Source organism: Desulfosarcina ovata subsp. ovata (assembly GCF_009689005.1).
GTDB classification, from domain to species: Bacteria; Desulfobacterota; Desulfobacteria; order Desulfobacterales; family Desulfosarcinaceae; genus Desulfosarcina; species Desulfosarcina ovata.
Window position 1 is genome coordinate 5,145,980 of record NZ_AP021879.1, and the last position, 17,197, is coordinate 5,163,176.

The following is a 17,197-nucleotide window of genomic DNA, read 5'->3' on the forward strand; positions in this document are numbered from 1 at the left end:
TATTTTTCATCCAAATGCGTTAAAAGTAACAAATTCTTTTAAATCCGATTTGAGAATCCTTTCCAGTTCAAAGAAGTTTTCCTCTTTTGTTTCCGTAAACAGAAAACCAAAAACGGGATACTCCCTGTAATCAATTTTCCGTATTTCGAGTGGTTTTTCAAATTTGGATAGCAACAAATCATAATCGAATGCAGTTATTTGATTTCCTTCAATACCTGTGGAGTTGTCCAAGACGATGATGCTATAAAGTTTTCCTTCTTTATTTTTTAAAATTTCTTTCCAGTCAGGCCGTTTTTGGGAAAAATAAAGGACATAAGGATTGAATTGATAGGCGAAATAAGTCATGTCGGCAGTTGTACACCAGCCACCGAATCGCATTGGATTGATTTCAATCGGCCACACTGAACCGGCGCGATCACGTCTGATTTCAACATGGACAGGAAAATTTTTCACCTCTGACAGTTTCCCTATTTTCTTCAGAAATGCCGAGAATTGGTCTATATTGCTTTCTATGATTTCTTTTGACGAAATGTAAATACGATCACTAACATCATCGTTGGAAGAAAATATGTGCTTGTGAATGTTGAGAATTACAGGTTCTCCGGAAGCATTAAAGTAGGCATCGACTGCGAATTCTTCTCCTTCAATATACTGTTCAATAATGAATGCGGTGGTGTTTAAAACCTCCTTTGGATATAAATTTTTCGTGCTGATTATTTCAGACGTGATCACCTCTTTTATTTGCTTCCATTTATTGGGATCAGTGACTTTGTAGACTCCCATGCTAAAAAAACCAACGGTGGGTTTGATAATAAATGGCATAGGAATGTTTTCCATAGACAGATTGCCCAATTCGTTTGGTTTGATTTCTCTGAAATAGAAATCAGGATACATTGTCTTTGTCAGGGCCCGGAATTTTACCTTGTCTTTGAACAAATCAATTTTTCGGGGGAGATTTGTATCGGACAGATGTTCGGCGATCCAGCCAATAGCATTTTCAGAAGTAGTGTAGATCGGAATATTTTTTGAAGATTTTGCCTTTTGGATGGCAGCCTTTTCATTAATTATGTTGGGCCCTTTTGTAAAACCGAGTTTTTCTGCCATTTTCGTTTTGACAACGGGAAAACCGTTTTCTTCAATTGTTGTTTTTAAAAAATCAGAAACGAATGGCTTATCAATAAAAATCATTTTTTCCACACTATTTGTTCTGATGTTTTTTTTATGGGCATCTTTGGTGTCCTTTGCGTTTGGATTTGCCTGCCTTAACCAAAATCGACCGGTTCTGCAATAATTAATATTGGCTCATCGCGGATTAGTGTGAAAATCACCTAATCCTGCGAGTACCCGTATCCTAAAGTTGTTGAAATTTCTGTAGCCGAATGCCATGCGTATAATAGCCCTGAGGGAATTATTGGTACCTTCAACGAACCCATTTGTAATTCTTTCGATGAAGTAATTTAAGATCTGCTCTCGCCAGTTCTTCAAGGTCTTACAGAACTTTGAAAGATATTTATCACCTGTACGTTCGGCCTTCAAACACCATACATCAAGAAATCGGGCTGCCTTTTCTCTGCATCTGACTTTCTCAAAAATCGTGCGGAACTCCTCCTTTAAAAGGTACAATGCGCGAAGATCAGGACACAATTCCAATATTTGATCCAAGTGATCAGCTTGCTTTGTCGACAATTCGGATCGGTTACGCACGATGAGCCAACGGCTACCCTTGAGTATCTTTTGTGTTTCAGGATCGCACTGCCTTTGAAATCTGGTTCGAAGTTGGGTCAGACGGTGGTTGAGTTGTTTCATCACATGGAACCGGTCGACCACCACCTTGGCATGGGGAAGCTTGTTGCAAGCGGCTTGATAATAGGGCGCCCACATATCGATGGAAACAAATCGGATCGCCTTTTTTTGTTGATCACTCAGCGATTCGATCCAATTTTCCAGTGTCTGTTTCTCCCTGTCAGGCAGCACTGCGAGAATGCACTTTCTGGAAATATCCGAAATCACGAGAACGAATTGCTTGTGGCGTTTTTTAAGCGAAATTTCATCGATTCCCAGCACCCGGGTCAGGCCGTCAACGCCAACACTCTTTTTCAATGCCGCGAGACGATTGAAGATCTCTTTAACCGTGGATTGGCTTAACCCCTCACGTTTAGCAACATCCTTACGTGTACTGGTAAGGCAAGATTGATAGACACGCATCTCAAAAGCAGAAGATTGCCTACGATGGGAATCAACGAATGGTAATTCCTCGGTGAAAACCTTACCACATTGATCACATTCGAAACGGCGGGACAGGAAATGCAAAAAGGTCTTTTTACCCCAAACATCCAAATGTCGTACGCAACGAGGCTCCTCCTGATGAACTTTTGTTGAAAGAGCCCCACAATGGGGACACAAAGCAACCTCTTCACGATGGGCACATCGAAGATGCAGCACGTCTTCATCCCCTTCGCGACGAAGGGCATACATAGTAACGAACAAGGTCGCTATGCCCAGCAATTCTGTCAATGTGTTATCTGCGACACTTGTGAATTCCTGCTGGCTAATTCGTTTCACGGACTTTGCGGCGTCCTTTACAAATGATGTTATGTACGGCAGTAGTTTCATGGGAAATCCTCCAAAGAGTTTTTCCCATTACATATAGTCACAAGCAGTTCCTGATGTCCAGTAAAATGTACCTGTATATCTCGGAATCACACTATTCCGCGATGATCCTTAATATTTAAGATGCGGGCCCTATGCTTTCCCGACCGAAAAACAGAGCGCCATTTATCTTCAACAATTGACATGGAAAGCCGAATCAAGGTACTCTCAGTGCATCTGTCATCCTAATTTCCTCATAACGAGTTGGTCTCAAATGCGATTGTAGGTTCGCAATAGAGATGGAAGCTTCTTTCTTGTCATGAATAAAATAGTTCAGCTACACGGCAGATTGACCTTAAAGGAGGATGATAATGAGCAAAAAAGTGTTGATTGTGGACGACGACCCGGATGTGCGGATGTTTAACGCTACTGTCGTGGAGGAGTGTGGTTACACACCGATCGAGGCAGCCAATGGTGAAGAGGGGCTGAAAATCCTTAAAAAAAATCCACCGGATTTGGTGACCTTGGACGTTCTTATGCCCAAACAGAACGGCCTTCGCCTTTATCGGGAGTTGAAATCGAATAAGTCATTGGTTGGCATTCCTGTAATCATGCTGTCCGGTATTGCCAAACGCACATTTTTACGCTCCCAGAAGGCGCTGACCGAATTTGGCGGTAAGGCCGTTCCCGAACCAGAAAGCTACCTGGAAAAACCCGTCGAACCGGATGATCTCGCCCGGGAAATCAAAAAATTCCTGGACTAAACTGCCCACGGGTGGGGTACCGGTCTGATTCACTTGGCGATGGGCATCCAGAAGACCGGTAAAACGTTTTAAAACACCCAACCAGACGATCCCAACCCGCAACGATACATTGAGGAGGCAGCGATGGCGGTCATTACCGTATCAAGGCAGTTCGGCGCTGGCGGCATCACCCTCGGTAAAATGGTGGCTGATGAATTGGGGTATACCTTTGCCGATAATTATGTCGTTCAACGTGTGGCCAAGGAGGCGAATGTTTCCACCCATTGGGTCGAATCCTTTGAAAAGGAGGCCGGCAGCAAACTTTCCCGCTTTATTTCCAGCATGGTCTCCCAGCGCTGGTTGGACCGTGTACTGGGAGATGAGCGAGGCTACCTGGATGAACAGATCTATCTGGACTACCTGGTGCTGATCATTGCCCAATTTGCCGATGAGGGCAATGTGGTGATTTTGGGACGGGGAAGCCAGTACATTCTCAACGACCATCCCGATGCGGTCCACGTCTTATTGGTGGACGAACCCGAAAACCGTATAAAATTTATGATGGACCGGTACGAAATGGACCGGAAGAAAGCAGAACGAACGGTGAACAACGAAGATCGCAGACGGGCGAGCCTATACAAACGGCTGGGGAAGGCTGACTATGAAGACCCGCGATTATACGATCTCGTGCTCAACATGAGCCAAATGACGCTGGAAACGGCTCGGGATAGGGTCTGCGATTTGGCGAAACAAAAAAACGCTGAGTCATAACCGATCCACGATTTGGTTAAATACCGGACTGGGCCGCATATGCTTATCGGTCATTGCCGGGTCCGGATAGTAATAACCCCCGATATCCACCTTGCCGCCTTGGGCGGCCAAAAGGTCCTCTGCAATGGCGGCTTCATTTTCATGGAGCGCTTTAGCGACCGGCGAAAAGATATCTTTCACGACCTTGTCTTCGTCTTGGGCGGCAAGCTGCTTCGCCCAATAAAGAGCGATATAGAAGGTTGCTCCCCGATTATCGATCTCCTTGACTTTACGGGAAGGGCTTTTTCCGTTTTCCAGGTAAATGCCGATGGCATGGTCCAGAGCCCGGCCGAACAGGGCTGCCTTGGCGTTGCCATCCATCTTCGCCGCAAGCTCCAGGGAGGGCACCAACGCGCAGTATTCGCCAAGGGAATCCCACCTTAAGTGCCCCTCTTCCAGAAACTGCTGCACATGCTTGGGGGCGGAACCGCCGGCACCGGTTTCAAACAATCCGCCCCCCTTGAGTAGGGGAACAATGGAGAGCATTCGGGAACTGGTTCCAAGCTCCAGGATGGGAAACAGGTCCGTCAGATAATCCCTGAGGATGTTGCCGGTTACCGAAATCGTGTCTTTTCCCTCCCGGACCCTGCCAAGGGTGAACTGCATGGCTTCGTCCGGCGTCATGATATGGATATCGAGGCCGCCAGTGTCATGCAGGGGAAGATAGGCGTTAACCTTTTCGATGATGCGGGCATCGTGCGCCCGTTCGGGATTAAGCCAGAACACGGCCGGCGCGCCCGTAGCCCGGGCCCGTGCAATGCCCAACTTTACCCAGTCACGGATGGCCTCGTCCTGGGTTCGGCACATGCGAAAGATATCCCCGGTTTCCACCGTCTGGGCCATGATGCAGTTGTTCTGATCATCCATGAGCTTGATGACACCGTCGCCGGGAGCCACAAAGGTTTTGTCGTGCGAGCCATACTCCTCGGCTTTTTTGGCCATCAGTCCCACATTGGAGACGTTGCCCATGGTGGCCGGATCGAACTGGCCGTGTGCCTTGCAGTCCTCGATCACCATCTGGTACATGGTGGCGTAGCTCCTGTCCGGGATCACGGCGATGGTATCCTGAAGTTTCCCCTCCTTGTTCCACATTTTCCCGCCGTCCCGGATGATGTTGGGCATGGAGGCGTCGATGATGACGTTGTTGGGACGATGGAGGTTGGTGATCCCCTTGTCCGAATCCACCATGGCAAGATCGGGCTGGGATTCGAATGTCGCCTTGATCTCCGCTATGATCCCGTTTTTAAGCGCTTCCGGCAGACGTTCGATTTTTTCCAGAAGGTCCGCGATGCCGTTGTTCAGGTTGACCTCCAGATCCTCCAAGGTTTTTGGGTGTTTGTCCAAAAGATCCTTGAAAAAAACGGCGACGCAATGGCCGAACATGATGGGGTCGGACACTTTCATCATAGTGGCCTTCAGGTGGAGCGAGAGCAGAGCCTTTTTTCCCTTGGCCACGTCAAGCTGGCTTGCGTAAAAATCGCGCAGGGCCTGGACATTCATCACCGAGGTATCCAACACCTCGTCTTCGTTCAGGTCCAACCGATTCTTGAGAACAATGGCCTCCCCCGCTTCCGGGTGAAATTCGATGCGGGCCGTGCAAGCCTTTCCCTGAACAACGGATTTTTCGCTGCCGAAAAAATCCTTTTCCGTCATATGGACCACCTGGGTAACGGAACCGGTCTCGGGCCAGGGTTTCATCATCTTATGAGGATTTTTAAGGGCGAAGGCCTTTACCGAAGCTGCCGCCCGCCGGTCGGCATTGCCCTCCCTGAGGACTGGGTTGACCGCCGATCCCAGCACTTTTGAAAAGCGCTGCTTCAGCTTTTCCTCCTCCGGTGTTTGAGGTGCTTCAGGATAGTCCGGAACAGGGTATCCTTTGTTCTGGAGCTCCTTGATCGCAGCGGTAAGCTGGGGGACCGAGGCGGAGATATTGGGCAATTTGATTACATTGGTTCCGGGCTGTTGAACCAATTCTTCCAGTCGGGCAAGGTAGTCCGGCATTTCCCGATCATCTGGCAAAAAATCAGCGAAATTGGCAAGAATTCTCCCGGCAAGAGAGATATCGTACTCTTCAATGTCGATACCGGCATGCTTCAAAAATGAACGAACAATGGGAAGTAATGAAGCGCTCGCCAACGCCGGGGCTTCGTCGGTTTTGGTCCAGATGATCGAAGATGGTTTCATTTGGATTGCTATTGCTCCTCTCTCTCTCTCCACCGCTTTGGATTCACGAACGAAATCGAAAATGTATTTCAGGCCTTGATTAATAGCCTAAGTGTCAATATGGAATCAAGCAATCAATATTGAGGAAATCATTTCGCAAAGCGGTGCCAGGTGTTACATTGGTTTTGATCCCACGGCTGACAGCCTTCATGTCGGCCATCTGATTCCCATCATGTCCCTGGCCCATATGCAGCGAAGCGGTAACTGAGGCCGGGGACCATTGCCCCTGAAAACAATCAGGTATCAAACACCACGGTGGCCTGCCAGCCATCTGCCGCCGGTTCCACGGCGATCTGATGGTAGGTGACGGCTTTGATTTCGCTTAAGATGGCGTGCTGATCGGCGTTATAGCGCGTTGTGTGGAGCCGGGCTGACAATGCGTTGTCTGAGATGTTGAGAATGTCCACCGTGTTAATCAGCTTTTCGTTGCCCGTCCACTGGTACAGCAACTCGCGCAGATAATTGACCATCAGATCGGCCGGATCGTTGCCTTCAATCTCAATGGTCAGGGTCTCATCGGATATGAGCGTATTCGGATCGCAGATCAGATCGGCCAGGGCCAGGGCGGCGTTTGCGAACAATTCGGCCATGTCACCGCCGCTAATGCGGATCCGCAGGTCGGCGGTGTGATCCAGAAGGGTGTATGGCTTTTTCATTGGGCTGCGCTGAAAAATTCAACCGTACCAGGGCTTGTTTGTAGGGGCGAAAAATTTTTCGCCCCCAGGGTGATTACGGCGTCGTCACCGTTCCCGTCTTCTCCATACTGTACCCGCCCAGGGCCTCCACCCGCTTTTTGAATACCGGTGTCTGGATGGTCGCCAGCAGGGTCTGAATGTTTTTCGATTCCAGATGAACCTGTGGAATCACCAGGTCGTACTGTTCGGTGACCACGGGGATGAAGTCGAGGTCCAGGGCCTTGGCGGCGGCATAGATGCCCAGTCCGGCATCGGCACTGCCGCTGAGCACGGCCACGGCCACATTCATATGGGTGAACTCTTCGTCCGAATAGCCGTTGATGTTTTCCGGGGAAAGGCCGATCTGGCCCAGCCGGTAATCCAGAAGGATGCGCGTGCCCGATCCGCCCTGACGGTTGATGAAGGTGATGTCGTCGCGTCCCAGATCCTCGATGCCCTGGATACCCTTGGGGTTGCCTTTGGGGACGATGAGGCCCTGGTCGCGCATCACCAGGTTGACCAGCCGAACCGGGGTGTCGGGCAGGTAGCGACGGATGTAGGCGAGATTGTAGAGACCGGTCTCGGTGTCCAGCAGGTGGGCGCCGGCCAGGTGGCACACGCCGCGTTTGACGGCCATGAGGCCGCCCATGCTGCCCACGTGGCTGGAGGAGAGCGTCAGGGCCGCGTCGCCGGCCCGCAGCTGGTCGGCCAGCACGTCCAGGGTGTTGTCATGGCTGCCCACGATGACGATGGTGTTCTTAATGGCCGACAGGGGCTTGATCAGTTCGGCGACCACCGGGTCGTTGTCCTTGATGCCTTCGGACTGGCGCGGAATGCGGATAATGCCGTCGGCCTCGGTGATGCTGGTGATCGTGCCGGCCCCGCGGGGCAGGGGCGTGGCCACGATGTTCTCGCCTACCTGGCCCAGCTTGACGCGCAGAAATTCTTCCACGCCCAACTTGGAAGCGATCTTGCGCGTGGGCACCACCGCCACGGTTGGGCGCGGATCATCGGCCACGCCGATCATGCGTTTGATCAGGGGCTGGACAAACTGCTCGCAGATGATGATCGCCGACACCGGGTAGCCGGGAATACCGAAAAAGGGCTTGCCTTGGATGTCGCCCAAAATTACCGGCTTGCCGGGCATGATGGTGACCCCGTGGACCAGCATCTCGCCCAGGTCCTTGAGCATGGGCAGCGCGTAGTCCTTGGAGCCGGCCGACGAACCGCCAATGGTCATGACCATGTCTACGTCGCCGGCCACGGCATCGGCCACAGTTTGGCGAATGAGGTCCAGATCGTCGATGACGCGGTCATGCCGGATGGCTTCCGCGCCGCAGGCCTGGATCATACGTTCCAGCACGAATGCGTTGCTTTCCAGCACCTGACCGGGTTTGAGATCCTTGGGGTCGGTGACGCGCCAGTCCACCAGTTCGGAACCGGTGGGAATGATCAGCACGCGCGGTTTGCGCCTGACCGGCACCTGGTAGACGCCGCCGGCGATCAGGGCGCCGATGCAGTAGGGGGTCACCACGTGGCCACGGGGATAGAGCAGCTCGGTGGCCACGATATCCTCACCCATCTTGCGCACATGCTGCCAGGGAAAGGCCGGTGCCTCGATACGGATACGATCCTCGCCGACGGTCTGGATGTTTTCGATCATGATCACGACATCCGTGCCCTCGGGCATGACGTGACCGGTATTGATAAACTTGGCCTGGGTGCCCACGGCCAGTTCCTTGGGCCGGGTCTGGCTGGCACCGAAAGTGTCCACGGCCTTGACCGCCACCCCGTCCATGGCGGCGGCGTGGAAGTTGGGCGATGAGACGGTGGCGAAAACCGGTTCGGCCAGCACACGGCCCACGGCGTCGGGCGGCGATACCCATTCGGCGGCCATGCTGCCGGTGGCCGGAAAGTGGTCGAAGAGGATTTTCAGGGCTTCATCCAGTGGTTTCATGTTGAGATAAACGTTGCGCTTGGTATTCACCGATACAGCTCCATATGGTGTTTCGTAATACGTTTTTTAAACGATGGATTCCAGTTCATTCGTCAGTGTTAAGCGAAGGATGAACGTTGATTTTATAAGATCGGTGGCATTCATCAACTTAACACTGCCCTTTAAAGCGGTATCACCTCGACCACCGAGCCCTGGTACAACCCTTCCGTATTCATGCCGATGGCGATCAACCCATCGGCCTTGACCATGGTGTGAATCAGACCGGATTTGCCCAGAATCGGATCGGCCATGACCGTTCCGTCGGATTCGAAAAGCCTCACCCGGACGTAATCCACGCGTCCCTGGGCCGAAGCCAGGTTGCGGTTCAGGACGGCCTGCACGGGGAACTTTTTTGTGGCCTGCGACAGCCCGCACAATCGATCCAGAAAGGGGCGCACCACCACAGCAAAGACCACCATGGCCGAGACCGCGTGGCCGGGGAGCCCCCAGAAGGGTTTGTGGCCGGAACGGGCCAGGATCGTGGGTTTGCCGGGGCTGATGGAGATGCCGTGGACCAGGATTCCGGTGTCGGGCAGGGCATCGAGCACCTCTACGGTAAAATCCCGCGCCCCCACCGAACTGCCGCCGGAGATCAGCACCATGTCGGTGGTCTGCAGGGCCCGCTGGCAACGTTCCATCAGATCGTCGCGGCTGTCCTTGACGATGCCGAAGGTCACCGGCACGCCGCCGGCCTCCAGAACCTGCCCGGACAGGCTGTGGGAGTTGATGTCACGGATCTGGCCCTGGCCGGGAGCCTGGGTCACCGGTACCACTTCGTCACCGGTGGAGATAATGCCCACCATGGGGCGCCGGAACACGGTCACCATCGTGCGGCCGCAGGCGGCGATCAGACCGGCCTCCTGTGGCCGGATGCGGCGTCCCCGGGGCAGGGCCGGCTCGCTTTTAAGGATATCCTCGCCTTTTTCGATAGTGTTCTGGCCCGGTGCCACGCTGCGATAGGCCTCAATGGTGGTGTCGTCCAGTATGTCGGTGTGCTCCACCATGATGACGCTGTCCGCCCCCTCGGGCAGCATACCGCCGGTGGCGATGCGGGCTACCTCGCCCGGACCGATGGTCATGTCGGGGCGGACGCCCATGGAAATCTGGCCCTTGACGGCAAGATAGGCCGGGTTGGCCTCGGATGCGCCAAAGGTGGAGGATGCCCTGACGGCAAACCCATCCATGGTGGAGCGGTTGAAATCGGGAATGTCCACATCGCTGGCGATCTCTTCGGCCAGCACCCGTCCGAGGCATTCGGCCAGGGGGATTTCCTCCGTATCCACTACGGGAAAGTCAGCCACCTGGGCGAGGACCGCTTCGATGGTTTCAACATTGAAAAATTCTTTCATGACATTGTGATCTCTTTTTGCTATGCACGGCCTGCCGTGACGGTCGCTGTTGGTACGATGATCTGCCGGCAGATTTGTCTGTTTGGACGACCAAATTTGACCGACGGTTTTTCGTGTAATACATTCAGCATCGAGTGACAAGTCAATCTATATCAAACTTGAACCAACGAAAACAGAAATCATGGAAAAGATGAATACCATTACCCCAACTGATCGACCCTTTATCATTCTGCTGAGCATTTTTATCGGCAGTATCACCATTGCATCCGTGCTGGCCAACAAAATCATTACCGTTGCCGGGCTGTATGTGCCGGCAGGGGTGCTGGCCTATTCGGTCACGTTTATCTGTACCGACGTGATCAGTGAAATCTGGGGCCGGGAGCGGGCCAACGACGTGGTCTTTGGTGGCTTCATGGCGCTGGTGGGGGTGTTGATTCTGGTGCAGTTGAGCCTGGCCTGGCCCAAGGCCCCGTTTTGGGACAACGCCGGCGCGTTCAACTCCGTGCTGGGGTCGACAAGCCGTATTATCGTGGCCTCGTTTATTGCCTACCTGGTCAGCCAGTACCACGATGTCTGGGCGTTTCACTTCTGGAAGAAGAAAACCGACAATCGCCACCTGTGGTTGCGCAACAACCTTTCAACGGCTGTTTCCCAATTTCTGGATTCATTCATTTTCATCACCATCGCTTTTTACGGGGTGATGCCCATCGGCTCGCTGATCGTCGGTCAATGGATCGTCAAAATGGCCATCGCCGTGCTGGATACGCCGGTGGTGTATTTCATCGTTTATCTGATCCGCAGGAAATGCGGCATCCATCCGGGTAATGTCTCAGGGGTGACAGTATCTTAGGAATGAGAGTTGAAGGGACCACCGTGGCGCGAAATCCGTATGCCCGGCAGTGTAAGCGAGGGAGGCCTCGAGGCCTCCCCTGACGCGATTGGGTTCCGCTATTTGTTTTTCTTCTTGGTTTGTTCAAATTTGGCGAGCATTGCTCTGGGGGGTCGCCGTCGCCCGTTCATAACGGGCAATTTGACGTCCGTACTCCTCGCCATTTCATGTTGCAAATATTGAGATTTAACTCAATACGGGAATCGATATCCAGGATATGGCAGAATGGCCGCTCACAAAATATGAGTCTGCGGACCAGGTTGAACGCCTTTTTGGTTTTGCGAAGGATATAATCGCTTTGACGCCACTCGGTAATCCCCCAATCGCCTTAACTGAGTGCGCCTACAAACGCCGACCATTTTCCCACTATTTATTTGCGATAGTTGGAATAATCGGGTTTTCGTTTTTCCATAAAGGCATTTCTGCCTTCCAGGGATTCATCGGTTCCATAATACATACTCAATCCACCAACACCCAGATTGGTGATTCCCGCAACCCCGTCGGTCTCAGCGTGGAAGGCATATTTGAGCATTTTAAGGGCCGTGGGACTTTTTTCCAAAAGTGCCTGACACCATTGGTCGACTTCGCTGTCCAGATGATCCAAGGGCACCACCTTATTGACCAACCCCATTTCGAGTGCCTCATGGGCCGTGTACAGCTGGCACATATACCAAATTTCCTTCGCCTTCTTCAATCCGACCGCCCTTACCAGGTCACCGGTTCCATATCCCGGATCGAAGCTGCCGACCTTGGGTCCGGCCTGGCCCAGTTTGGCGGTTTCGGCGGCAATCGACAAATCACAGACGACCTGAAATACGTGCCCGCCGCCGATGGCGTAGCCATTCACCCGGGCGATGACCGGTTTGGGGATGCTCCGGATCAGATGGGACACGGTCTGCCAGCCAACTTCCACCGGCAGCGCCGCAATGAAGCCGGCATACCCGCTTTTATCCCTGATGGACTGATCGCCGCCGGTGCAAAAGGCCTTCTCGCCGGTACCGGTAAACACCACCACCCCAACGGTGGCATCGACCCAGGCATCCGTCAGCGCCTTGTTCAGTTCCAGAAGCGTCAGAGACGTACAGGCATTGTATTTTTCGGGCCGATTGATGGTTTGTTAACTTATTTTTTTCGATGTTTGTCTATAAAGGCCTGCATGGTCGTAAGATCCCAGGCATTGGCCGGTGGGTGGTCGATGCGGATCAGGGCAATCTTGTCTTTGATTTCCGGTTGCATCGGCTTCTTTTTAAAAAGCATTGTCCGGAATATCTACGATTTCACGGCCTTGGCGCAGGAAGGTGCCGATTCTGGCTATCGTGTGGGGCAGGGTGGTGTCAACGAACCAGGTCGCCTGATACACTTTGCCTTTGAAAAAATCATTTTTTCTTCCGTTTTTAGTGGCCCGGTCAGAGGCAATGACCGCCATATCCAATAGCCGCCAGGCCATGGTCAGGTCTCCGAACGCCAGCAGCGCCGGGTAAGTGGTCGAGGCCCATTGGAGCGGGTCGGTTTTCATTTGCGCGCGCATTTCCATGGCGCACGACCAGAGCTCGCCCGCGGTGGACGCCAGTTGAGCGACCTGATTTTTAAGGACAGGGTGATTCCGGTGGGTGGCGCAAAAGCCGTCGATCTCCTCCTGAAAGGCTTTCAGGCAGCCGCCATCTCTGATCAGCATCTTACGTCCCATTAGATCCATTGACTGGATGCCGTTGGTTCCCTCGTACAAGGACATGATTTTGACGTCGCGCAGATAGCGTTCAATGGGATAATCCCGGCAGTATCCGTACCCGCCCAGGCACTGCATGGCCGTTTCACAAACGCGAACACCCGTATCCGAACAGTAGGCTTTCAGAATCGGAGTCATAAAGTCGATCAGGTTCTGGTAGCGTATTTTTTCAGGCCCGGGCGGCAGCCCCTTGGACAGGTCTTCCCAAAAGGCAGCGGTGTAAACCATCGAGCGCATCTCATCCGCGGTCGCTTTCATCCACAGCAGCATCCGCTGAACATCTTGGACACAAAAAGCTGCTTGAGCGACTCGCTGCCGAAGCTGTGAATCAACCGGGCCGCGCCGAATGTCAGACTCGGGGCGCTGTTGAAGGCCTGGCAGGCACCATACATCATTTCATTGATCACAATGCGCATCATCAGCGGGAATCCCTGGCCACCGTAGGCTGGATCACCGACTGCGGCGGTCCAGCCATCGTTTCCATACTGCCAAAACGCCTCTTTGAATTCAGCCGGGCAGCGGACCTCCCCATTTGTAAATGCCAACGGAGTCTCTTCGGCAATCCGATTCAGGGGGTCGAGGACGCCTTTGGCGAAATGAATCGCTTCGTTTACCATGAGGTCAAGGGTTTTTTCGTTCAGATCCGCAAATGGCGCCAGATCGCATAGGGCCGCGTAATTGAGCTGTTCTTTGAGAATGTAAAAAACATCCCTGGTGTCGATTTTAAAATCAGTCATGCTTTTTCTCTTTCGTTACCTTATAATCGGTAACCATTGGGTTCTCATTGAGAATTTCCTCGACCTGAGCCGGTTGAACGTTTTCTCCTCCAGAAATGATCATGTCATCCTTGCGTCCGACAATCGAAACGAACTCTTTTTCATTTAAGATAGGTGAAGTCGTTTTGAAAGGTCTCCTTGAACGTCTTTGCATTTTAAGTACCATATATGAAAATAAAGTAACCATATTTGGTACTTAAAAAACATTATAGTATGTGTCAAGAAAAAAGATGCGGAATTACATTTTTGGCGTGTGCGGTAAAAAACAACCGCCAAACTATCCTACATCCATACCCCTTCCAAAATAGCTATTCGTTACCTCCTTTTGCTTGACATTTAATTGATCAAATACTTATAATAAAATGAATTGGGATCATGAAAAGAACGTGGGTCGTTTTAATGTCAGGGCCTAAAAAAAAAGGAGGTCTCCATGAAAGATCATGAAATGCATTATGCGACGCTCATTCAATTGACGGGTGCAATCTCACAATGTAAAGATCCTGAGGAAGTCGCTTATTTAACGGCAGGAGGGGTAAAGAATGCTTTCAAAGTTAAAGGGTGCTCCATATTTTTGATCAAGAAAGGAACCCGTGAATTGGGTTTGACAGCTTCTGTCGGGTTGAGCGATGAGTATTTAGACAAGGGGCCGGTCGCTTATATGCAAGAAATAACGGAAGCAAAAGACCAGGTGCCGATTGCGATTTACGACGTACAAGATGATCCGCGGATTCAATATCCCGAGGCAGCCAAAAAAGAAGGAATTGCGTCCCTGCTGGGTGTCCCGATTATTGCAGGCAACAATGTTATTGGCGCACTGCGTGTGTATACGTCCGAACCTTGGGAATTCTCAATCCAAGACATCACCATACTGCAGGCCGTCGCTCAAATATGTGGGATGGCGATGGATATGTGCCGCATGTACAAAGGATATAAGACAAGTATTGAAATTCTTAAGAACCTCAAGGGGAAAGCGGCCTTCGTATTGCCTGATGTGGTTTAAGGCGATTTCTGTCAAAGAATATACCCGCCTGCTTGTCTTTTCATCCGTCTTCTGCGTTGGGCTTTTCTACACATAGCCCCGCTATGCGTAAAAAAGCCCACGACGATACAGGCTGGTAAAACCCTTATAGATGCCGGAAATCAGATCCGCGCCTTGCAATAGATTGCCTTACCATCCCCCACGGCATAGAAATCCTTGAGTACCGTTTCCAGATGGTATCCGCAGCTTTCGTAGAAGGCGCGGGTGCTGGCATATTGAACACGCTGGGAGGTGTCCACGTAGATGCGGCTGCCGCCAGCGGCCTTGATGCGCCGTTCGGCCTCCACCAGTAACCGCCGGCCCAGACCGCGACCCTGAAAGTCCGGGTGAACGGCAATCCAGTAAAGATCAAAACTGGACGCCGTGCAGGGAATCGGACCAAAACAGGCGTACCCGGCCAGCCGGCCGTAGTGGTCGGCCATGACGAAATGGTAGCCGGAGGCATTCCCTTTCTGCAGACGTTCGACAACCAGTTCCTCAGCCACATCGATCTCATCGGGGTGGAAAAAACCGGTGACCTCCACCAGGCGGCGAACACGCGGACCATCTTCGGGAACCACCCCATCGCGCAGGACCACACCGTGGATACGATGCGTGGGTGCATGCCGGCTGTCGGCCCATTGGTCTGCCCCTTCGATCAATCCCCGAAAGAAGGCCAGAGCGTTTTTGCCCAGGGTCTGGGTACGGTAGCCACCCTCCTGAACGACCACCATGGGCAGGCCCAGCGCACCGATCATGCGGCCATTGGCAGCAAAATCCCTGAGTGTCAGCGACCATGTCCCCGTGGGGTCGCCTTTGGCCGGGTCAAGCCCCAGACCGATAACCAGAAACTGCGGTCGATATTCCTCGATGCGGCGCAACGCCCGTGACAGGGCATTGCGGTACTTCTCACCGTCGAGGGCCTCGGGCAAGGCGATGTTCAAATTGAAGCCTTCTCCTTCACCTTCTCCCCGTTCCTCTTCGAACCCGCAGAAATAGGGATAGGCGAACTTGGGATGACAGTGCAGCGAGACGGTCAGTACGTCGCTGCGGCGGTAAAAGATATCCTGGCCTCCGTTGCCGTGATGGTAATCCACGTCCAGTATGGCCACCTTGCCGTGGGCACACAGGTATTGGGCGGCGATGGCGTTGTTGTTGAAATAACAGAAACCGCCGAAGGAACGGCGTTCGGCATGGTGGCCCGGGGGACGGATCAGGGCATAGGCCAGACGGCGGCCGTCGAGGATTTCGCGAGCTGCGGTCAGGGCGCAGTCCACGCTGCGCCGGGCCGCCAGGTAAGCGTTGGCGTTGATCGGTGTGAAGGTGTCGATACAATAATATCCCGAAAGCACGGACGGCTCTTTGGGCGGCCGGGTTTTGTTGCGAATGGGGAAAATATACGGATAAAGCGATTTTCCGGCCGGGACCTCGGCGCAGGCCCGTTTGAGATAACTCACGAAATCGGCATCATGCACCGCAGTGAGATGTTTGTCCGCAAAGGGACGCGGTTTGATGCGCGTGAACAGCCCGCTGGGTTCGATGATCTTCAAAATGCTTTTCACCCGCACCGGCGATTCCACGTAACCCCGTTCGTTCACGTGGTGGATGTCATGCCGGTCGTTAACGATCAGGGCGATCTGTTCGGTCGAACGGCTCTCCACCATTTTGATGACGGTTTCGGGTTTGACGTAGCGATAGGGGCGCAGGTGGACCGGGTCGTCCCGAAAACTCGCCACCACCCTGTCCACATAATCCGCCGGGCAGTAAGCGGCATATTTTCTTTCCAGAACGGCCCGCACCACCTGCCGGGCAAACGTTTTCCGTAGCGTGCGGTCCGTACCCAGGTCATCAAAGACCAGATGGGGCATGCCGGTGTCTTCCGGTTTAACCGGCGATTCATAGGCCGTATCGACAATCGGACGGGCGCCGTAGCGTTCGTAAAAGCGCAGGCGCGCCTGGTTTTGCTTGAGTTCGGCCGGGTCGGGACAATTGTCAGCATCGTCGGGCAGGCATTCGTAGAACAATCCGCCTACTTTGAGGGCCAATGACTCCTGGCGGATCCGGTCGTACAGCGCACCGCCGATGCCCGCACCAGCACGCGCCGAGGCCGTGGCGATCCAGTCCAGATAGGTGAAACGGATTTCCGGTTCGTGAAGCAGCAGGGCAAATCCATGCACCTTGCCCTTGATGCTTTCGGCCACGAAAAGGATCATGCGGAAGCGCTGTTTGAACGGATTGCGCAGCTTTTCGGCGATGGTTTCGATCTCTTTGGGATCAATGGCTGGAAACTGGCTGCGCAGAATCTCCTGCACCTGGGAGAGGGTGCTCTTGTTTACCGGCAGAACATTGTCATAGATGCGTCGGATGCGAAGCATGGTGTGGGCTTTCTGGTGGCACTGCTTGT

The 17,197-nt window shown here is 52.8% G+C and carries 15 protein-coding genes and 1 pseudogene; 5 read left to right on the top strand and 11 right to left on the bottom strand.

The window, feature by feature from the left end:
• Positions 1-6 precede the first annotated feature (6 nt).
• Both GN112_RS22630 and GN112_RS22635 read right to left on the bottom strand, forming a co-directional pair.
• Positions 7-1,188, bottom strand: a complete 1,182-nt coding sequence (locus tag GN112_RS22630) for an ATP-grasp domain-containing protein (protein ID WP_155314348.1) — start codon at positions 1,186-1,188, stop codon at positions 7-9.
• 114 nt (positions 1,189-1,302) lie between these two features.
• On the bottom strand, positions 1,303-2,613 hold the full coding sequence (locus tag GN112_RS22635; protein ID WP_155310574.1) for an ISL3 family transposase: 1,311 nt from the start codon (positions 2,611-2,613) through the stop codon (positions 1,303-1,305).
• Between the two features lie 347 nt (positions 2,614-2,960).
• Between GN112_RS22635 and GN112_RS22640 the strand changes: the two genes are divergently transcribed.
• Both GN112_RS22640 and GN112_RS22645 read left to right on the top strand, forming a co-directional pair.
• Entirely contained in the window at positions 2,961-3,353 is a 393-nt protein-coding gene (locus tag GN112_RS22640; protein ID WP_155312287.1) for a response regulator, read from the top strand.
• A 123-nt stretch (positions 3,354-3,476) separates the two neighbouring features.
• Positions 3,477-4,103 (top strand): cytidylate kinase-like family protein, encoded by a 627-nt coding sequence (locus GN112_RS22645; protein ID WP_155312288.1) that lies wholly within the window; start codon positions 3,477-3,479, stop codon positions 4,101-4,103.
• Here GN112_RS22645 and GN112_RS22650 read toward each other — a convergent pair.
• Positions 4,098-6,326 (bottom strand): NADP-dependent isocitrate dehydrogenase, encoded by a 2,229-nt coding sequence (locus tag GN112_RS22650; protein ID WP_155312289.1) that lies wholly within the window; start codon positions 6,324-6,326, stop codon positions 4,098-4,100. The two genes, GN112_RS22645 and GN112_RS22650, sit on opposite strands and share 6 nt — an antisense overlap.
• A 145-nt stretch (positions 6,327-6,471) precedes the next feature.
• Between GN112_RS22650 and GN112_RS35390 the strand changes: the two are divergent.
• Positions 6,472-6,570: pseudogene (locus GN112_RS35390) on the top strand (hypothetical protein); the annotation flags it as partial.
• 31 nt (positions 6,571-6,601) lie between these two features.
• Here GN112_RS35390 and GN112_RS22660 read toward each other — a convergent pair.
• From GN112_RS22660 to GN112_RS22670, 3 genes are all read right to left on the bottom strand, one after another.
• Positions 6,602-7,021, bottom strand: a complete 420-nt coding sequence (locus GN112_RS22660; protein ID WP_155312290.1) for an archease — start codon at positions 7,019-7,021, stop codon at positions 6,602-6,604.
• A 73-nt stretch (positions 7,022-7,094) separates the two neighbouring features.
• On the bottom strand, positions 7,095-9,026 hold the full coding sequence (locus GN112_RS22665; protein WP_155312291.1) for a molybdopterin biosynthesis protein: 1,932 nt from the start codon (positions 9,024-9,026) through the stop codon (positions 7,095-7,097).
• Between the two features lie 131 nt (positions 9,027-9,157).
• On the bottom strand, positions 9,158-10,384 hold the full coding sequence (locus GN112_RS22670; RefSeq protein WP_155312292.1) for a molybdopterin molybdotransferase MoeA: 1,227 nt from the start codon (positions 10,382-10,384) through the stop codon (positions 9,158-9,160).
• 181 nt (positions 10,385-10,565) lie between these two features.
• Between GN112_RS22670 and GN112_RS22675 the strand changes: the two genes are divergently transcribed.
• On the top strand, positions 10,566-11,234 hold the full coding sequence (locus tag GN112_RS22675) for a queuosine precursor transporter (protein WP_197743377.1): 669 nt from the start codon (positions 10,566-10,568) through the stop codon (positions 11,232-11,234).
• Positions 11,235-11,643: 409 nt separating this feature from the next.
• On the opposite strand, the gene GN112_RS22680 is transcribed toward GN112_RS22675, so the two are convergent.
• The 4 genes from GN112_RS22680 to GN112_RS33820 form a co-directional block, all read right to left on the bottom strand.
• Positions 11,644-12,384 (bottom strand): enoyl-CoA hydratase-related protein, encoded by a 741-nt coding sequence (locus GN112_RS22680; RefSeq protein ID WP_155312293.1) that lies wholly within the window; start codon positions 12,382-12,384, stop codon positions 11,644-11,646.
• Between the two features lie 135 nt (positions 12,385-12,519).
• Positions 12,520-13,257: an acyl-CoA dehydrogenase C-terminal domain-containing protein gene (locus GN112_RS34490; protein WP_231717096.1), complete on the bottom strand. Its 738-nt coding sequence runs from the start codon at positions 13,255-13,257 to the stop codon at positions 12,520-12,522.
• The gene (locus GN112_RS34495; RefSeq protein WP_231717097.1) at positions 13,254-13,736 is read right to left on the bottom strand and encodes an acyl-CoA dehydrogenase family protein; all 483 of its coding nucleotides are present in this window, start codon (positions 13,734-13,736) and stop codon (positions 13,254-13,256) included. The genes GN112_RS34490 and GN112_RS34495 overlap by 4 nt, the downstream gene beginning before the upstream one ends.
• Entirely contained in the window at positions 13,729-13,929 is a 201-nt protein-coding gene (locus GN112_RS33820) for a hypothetical protein (RefSeq protein WP_155312294.1), read from the bottom strand. The genes GN112_RS34495 and GN112_RS33820 overlap by 8 nt, the downstream gene beginning before the upstream one ends.
• A 276-nt stretch (positions 13,930-14,205) precedes the next feature.
• Between GN112_RS33820 and GN112_RS22695 the strand changes: the two genes are divergently transcribed.
• Positions 14,206-14,775 carry a GAF domain-containing protein gene (locus GN112_RS22695; protein WP_155312295.1) on the top strand — a complete coding sequence of 190 codons (570 nt, stop codon included), beginning with the start codon at positions 14,206-14,208 and terminating at the stop codon, positions 14,773-14,775.
• Between the two features lie 140 nt (positions 14,776-14,915).
• On the opposite strand, the gene GN112_RS22700 is transcribed toward GN112_RS22695, so the two are convergent.
• Positions 14,916-17,168 (bottom strand): GNAT family N-acetyltransferase, encoded by a 2,253-nt coding sequence (locus GN112_RS22700; RefSeq protein WP_155312296.1) that lies wholly within the window; start codon positions 17,166-17,168, stop codon positions 14,916-14,918.
• Between the last annotated feature and the right edge of the window lie 29 nt (positions 17,169-17,197).

Excerpts from the sequence above, each read along its gene's own strand:
- GN112_RS33820 (WP_155312294.1), bottom strand. The coding sequence starts at position 13,929 with ATGCAAAGACGTTCAAGGAGACCTTTCAAAACGACTTCACCTATCTTA.
- GN112_RS22660 (WP_155312290.1), bottom strand. The coding sequence starts at position 7,021 with ATGAAAAAGCCATACACCCTTCTGGATCACACCGCCGACCTGCGGATC.
- GN112_RS22695 (WP_155312295.1), top strand. The coding sequence starts at position 14,206 with ATGAAAGATCATGAAATGCATTATGCGACGCTCATTCAATTGACGGGT.
- GN112_RS22635 (WP_155310574.1), bottom strand. The coding sequence starts at position 2,613 with ATGAAACTACTGCCGTACATAACATCATTTGTAAAGGACGCCGCAAAG.
- GN112_RS22630 (WP_155314348.1), bottom strand. The coding sequence starts at position 1,188 with ATGATTTTTATTGATAAGCCATTCGTTTCTGATTTTTTAAAAACAACA.
- GN112_RS34495 (WP_231717097.1), bottom strand. The coding sequence starts at position 13,736 with ATGACTGATTTTAAAATCGACACCAGGGATGTTTTTTACATTCTCAAA.
- GN112_RS22700 (WP_155312296.1), bottom strand. The coding sequence starts at position 17,168 with ATGCTTCGCATCCGACGCATCTATGACAATGTTCTGCCGGTAAACAAG.
- GN112_RS22650 (WP_155312289.1), bottom strand. The coding sequence starts at position 6,326 with ATGAAACCATCTTCGATCATCTGGACCAAAACCGACGAAGCCCCGGCG.
- GN112_RS22670 (WP_155312292.1), bottom strand. The coding sequence starts at position 10,384 with ATGAAAGAATTTTTCAATGTTGAAACCATCGAAGCGGTCCTCGCCCAG.
- GN112_RS22675 (WP_197743377.1), top strand. The coding sequence starts at position 10,566 with ATGGAAAAGATGAATACCATTACCCCAACTGATCGACCCTTTATCATT.
- GN112_RS22640 (WP_155312287.1), top strand. The coding sequence starts at position 2,961 with ATGAGCAAAAAAGTGTTGATTGTGGACGACGACCCGGATGTGCGGATG.
- GN112_RS22645 (WP_155312288.1), top strand. The coding sequence starts at position 3,477 with ATGGCGGTCATTACCGTATCAAGGCAGTTCGGCGCTGGCGGCATCACC.
- GN112_RS34490 (WP_231717096.1), bottom strand. The coding sequence starts at position 13,257 with ATGAAAGCGACCGCGGATGAGATGCGCTCGATGGTTTACACCGCTGCC.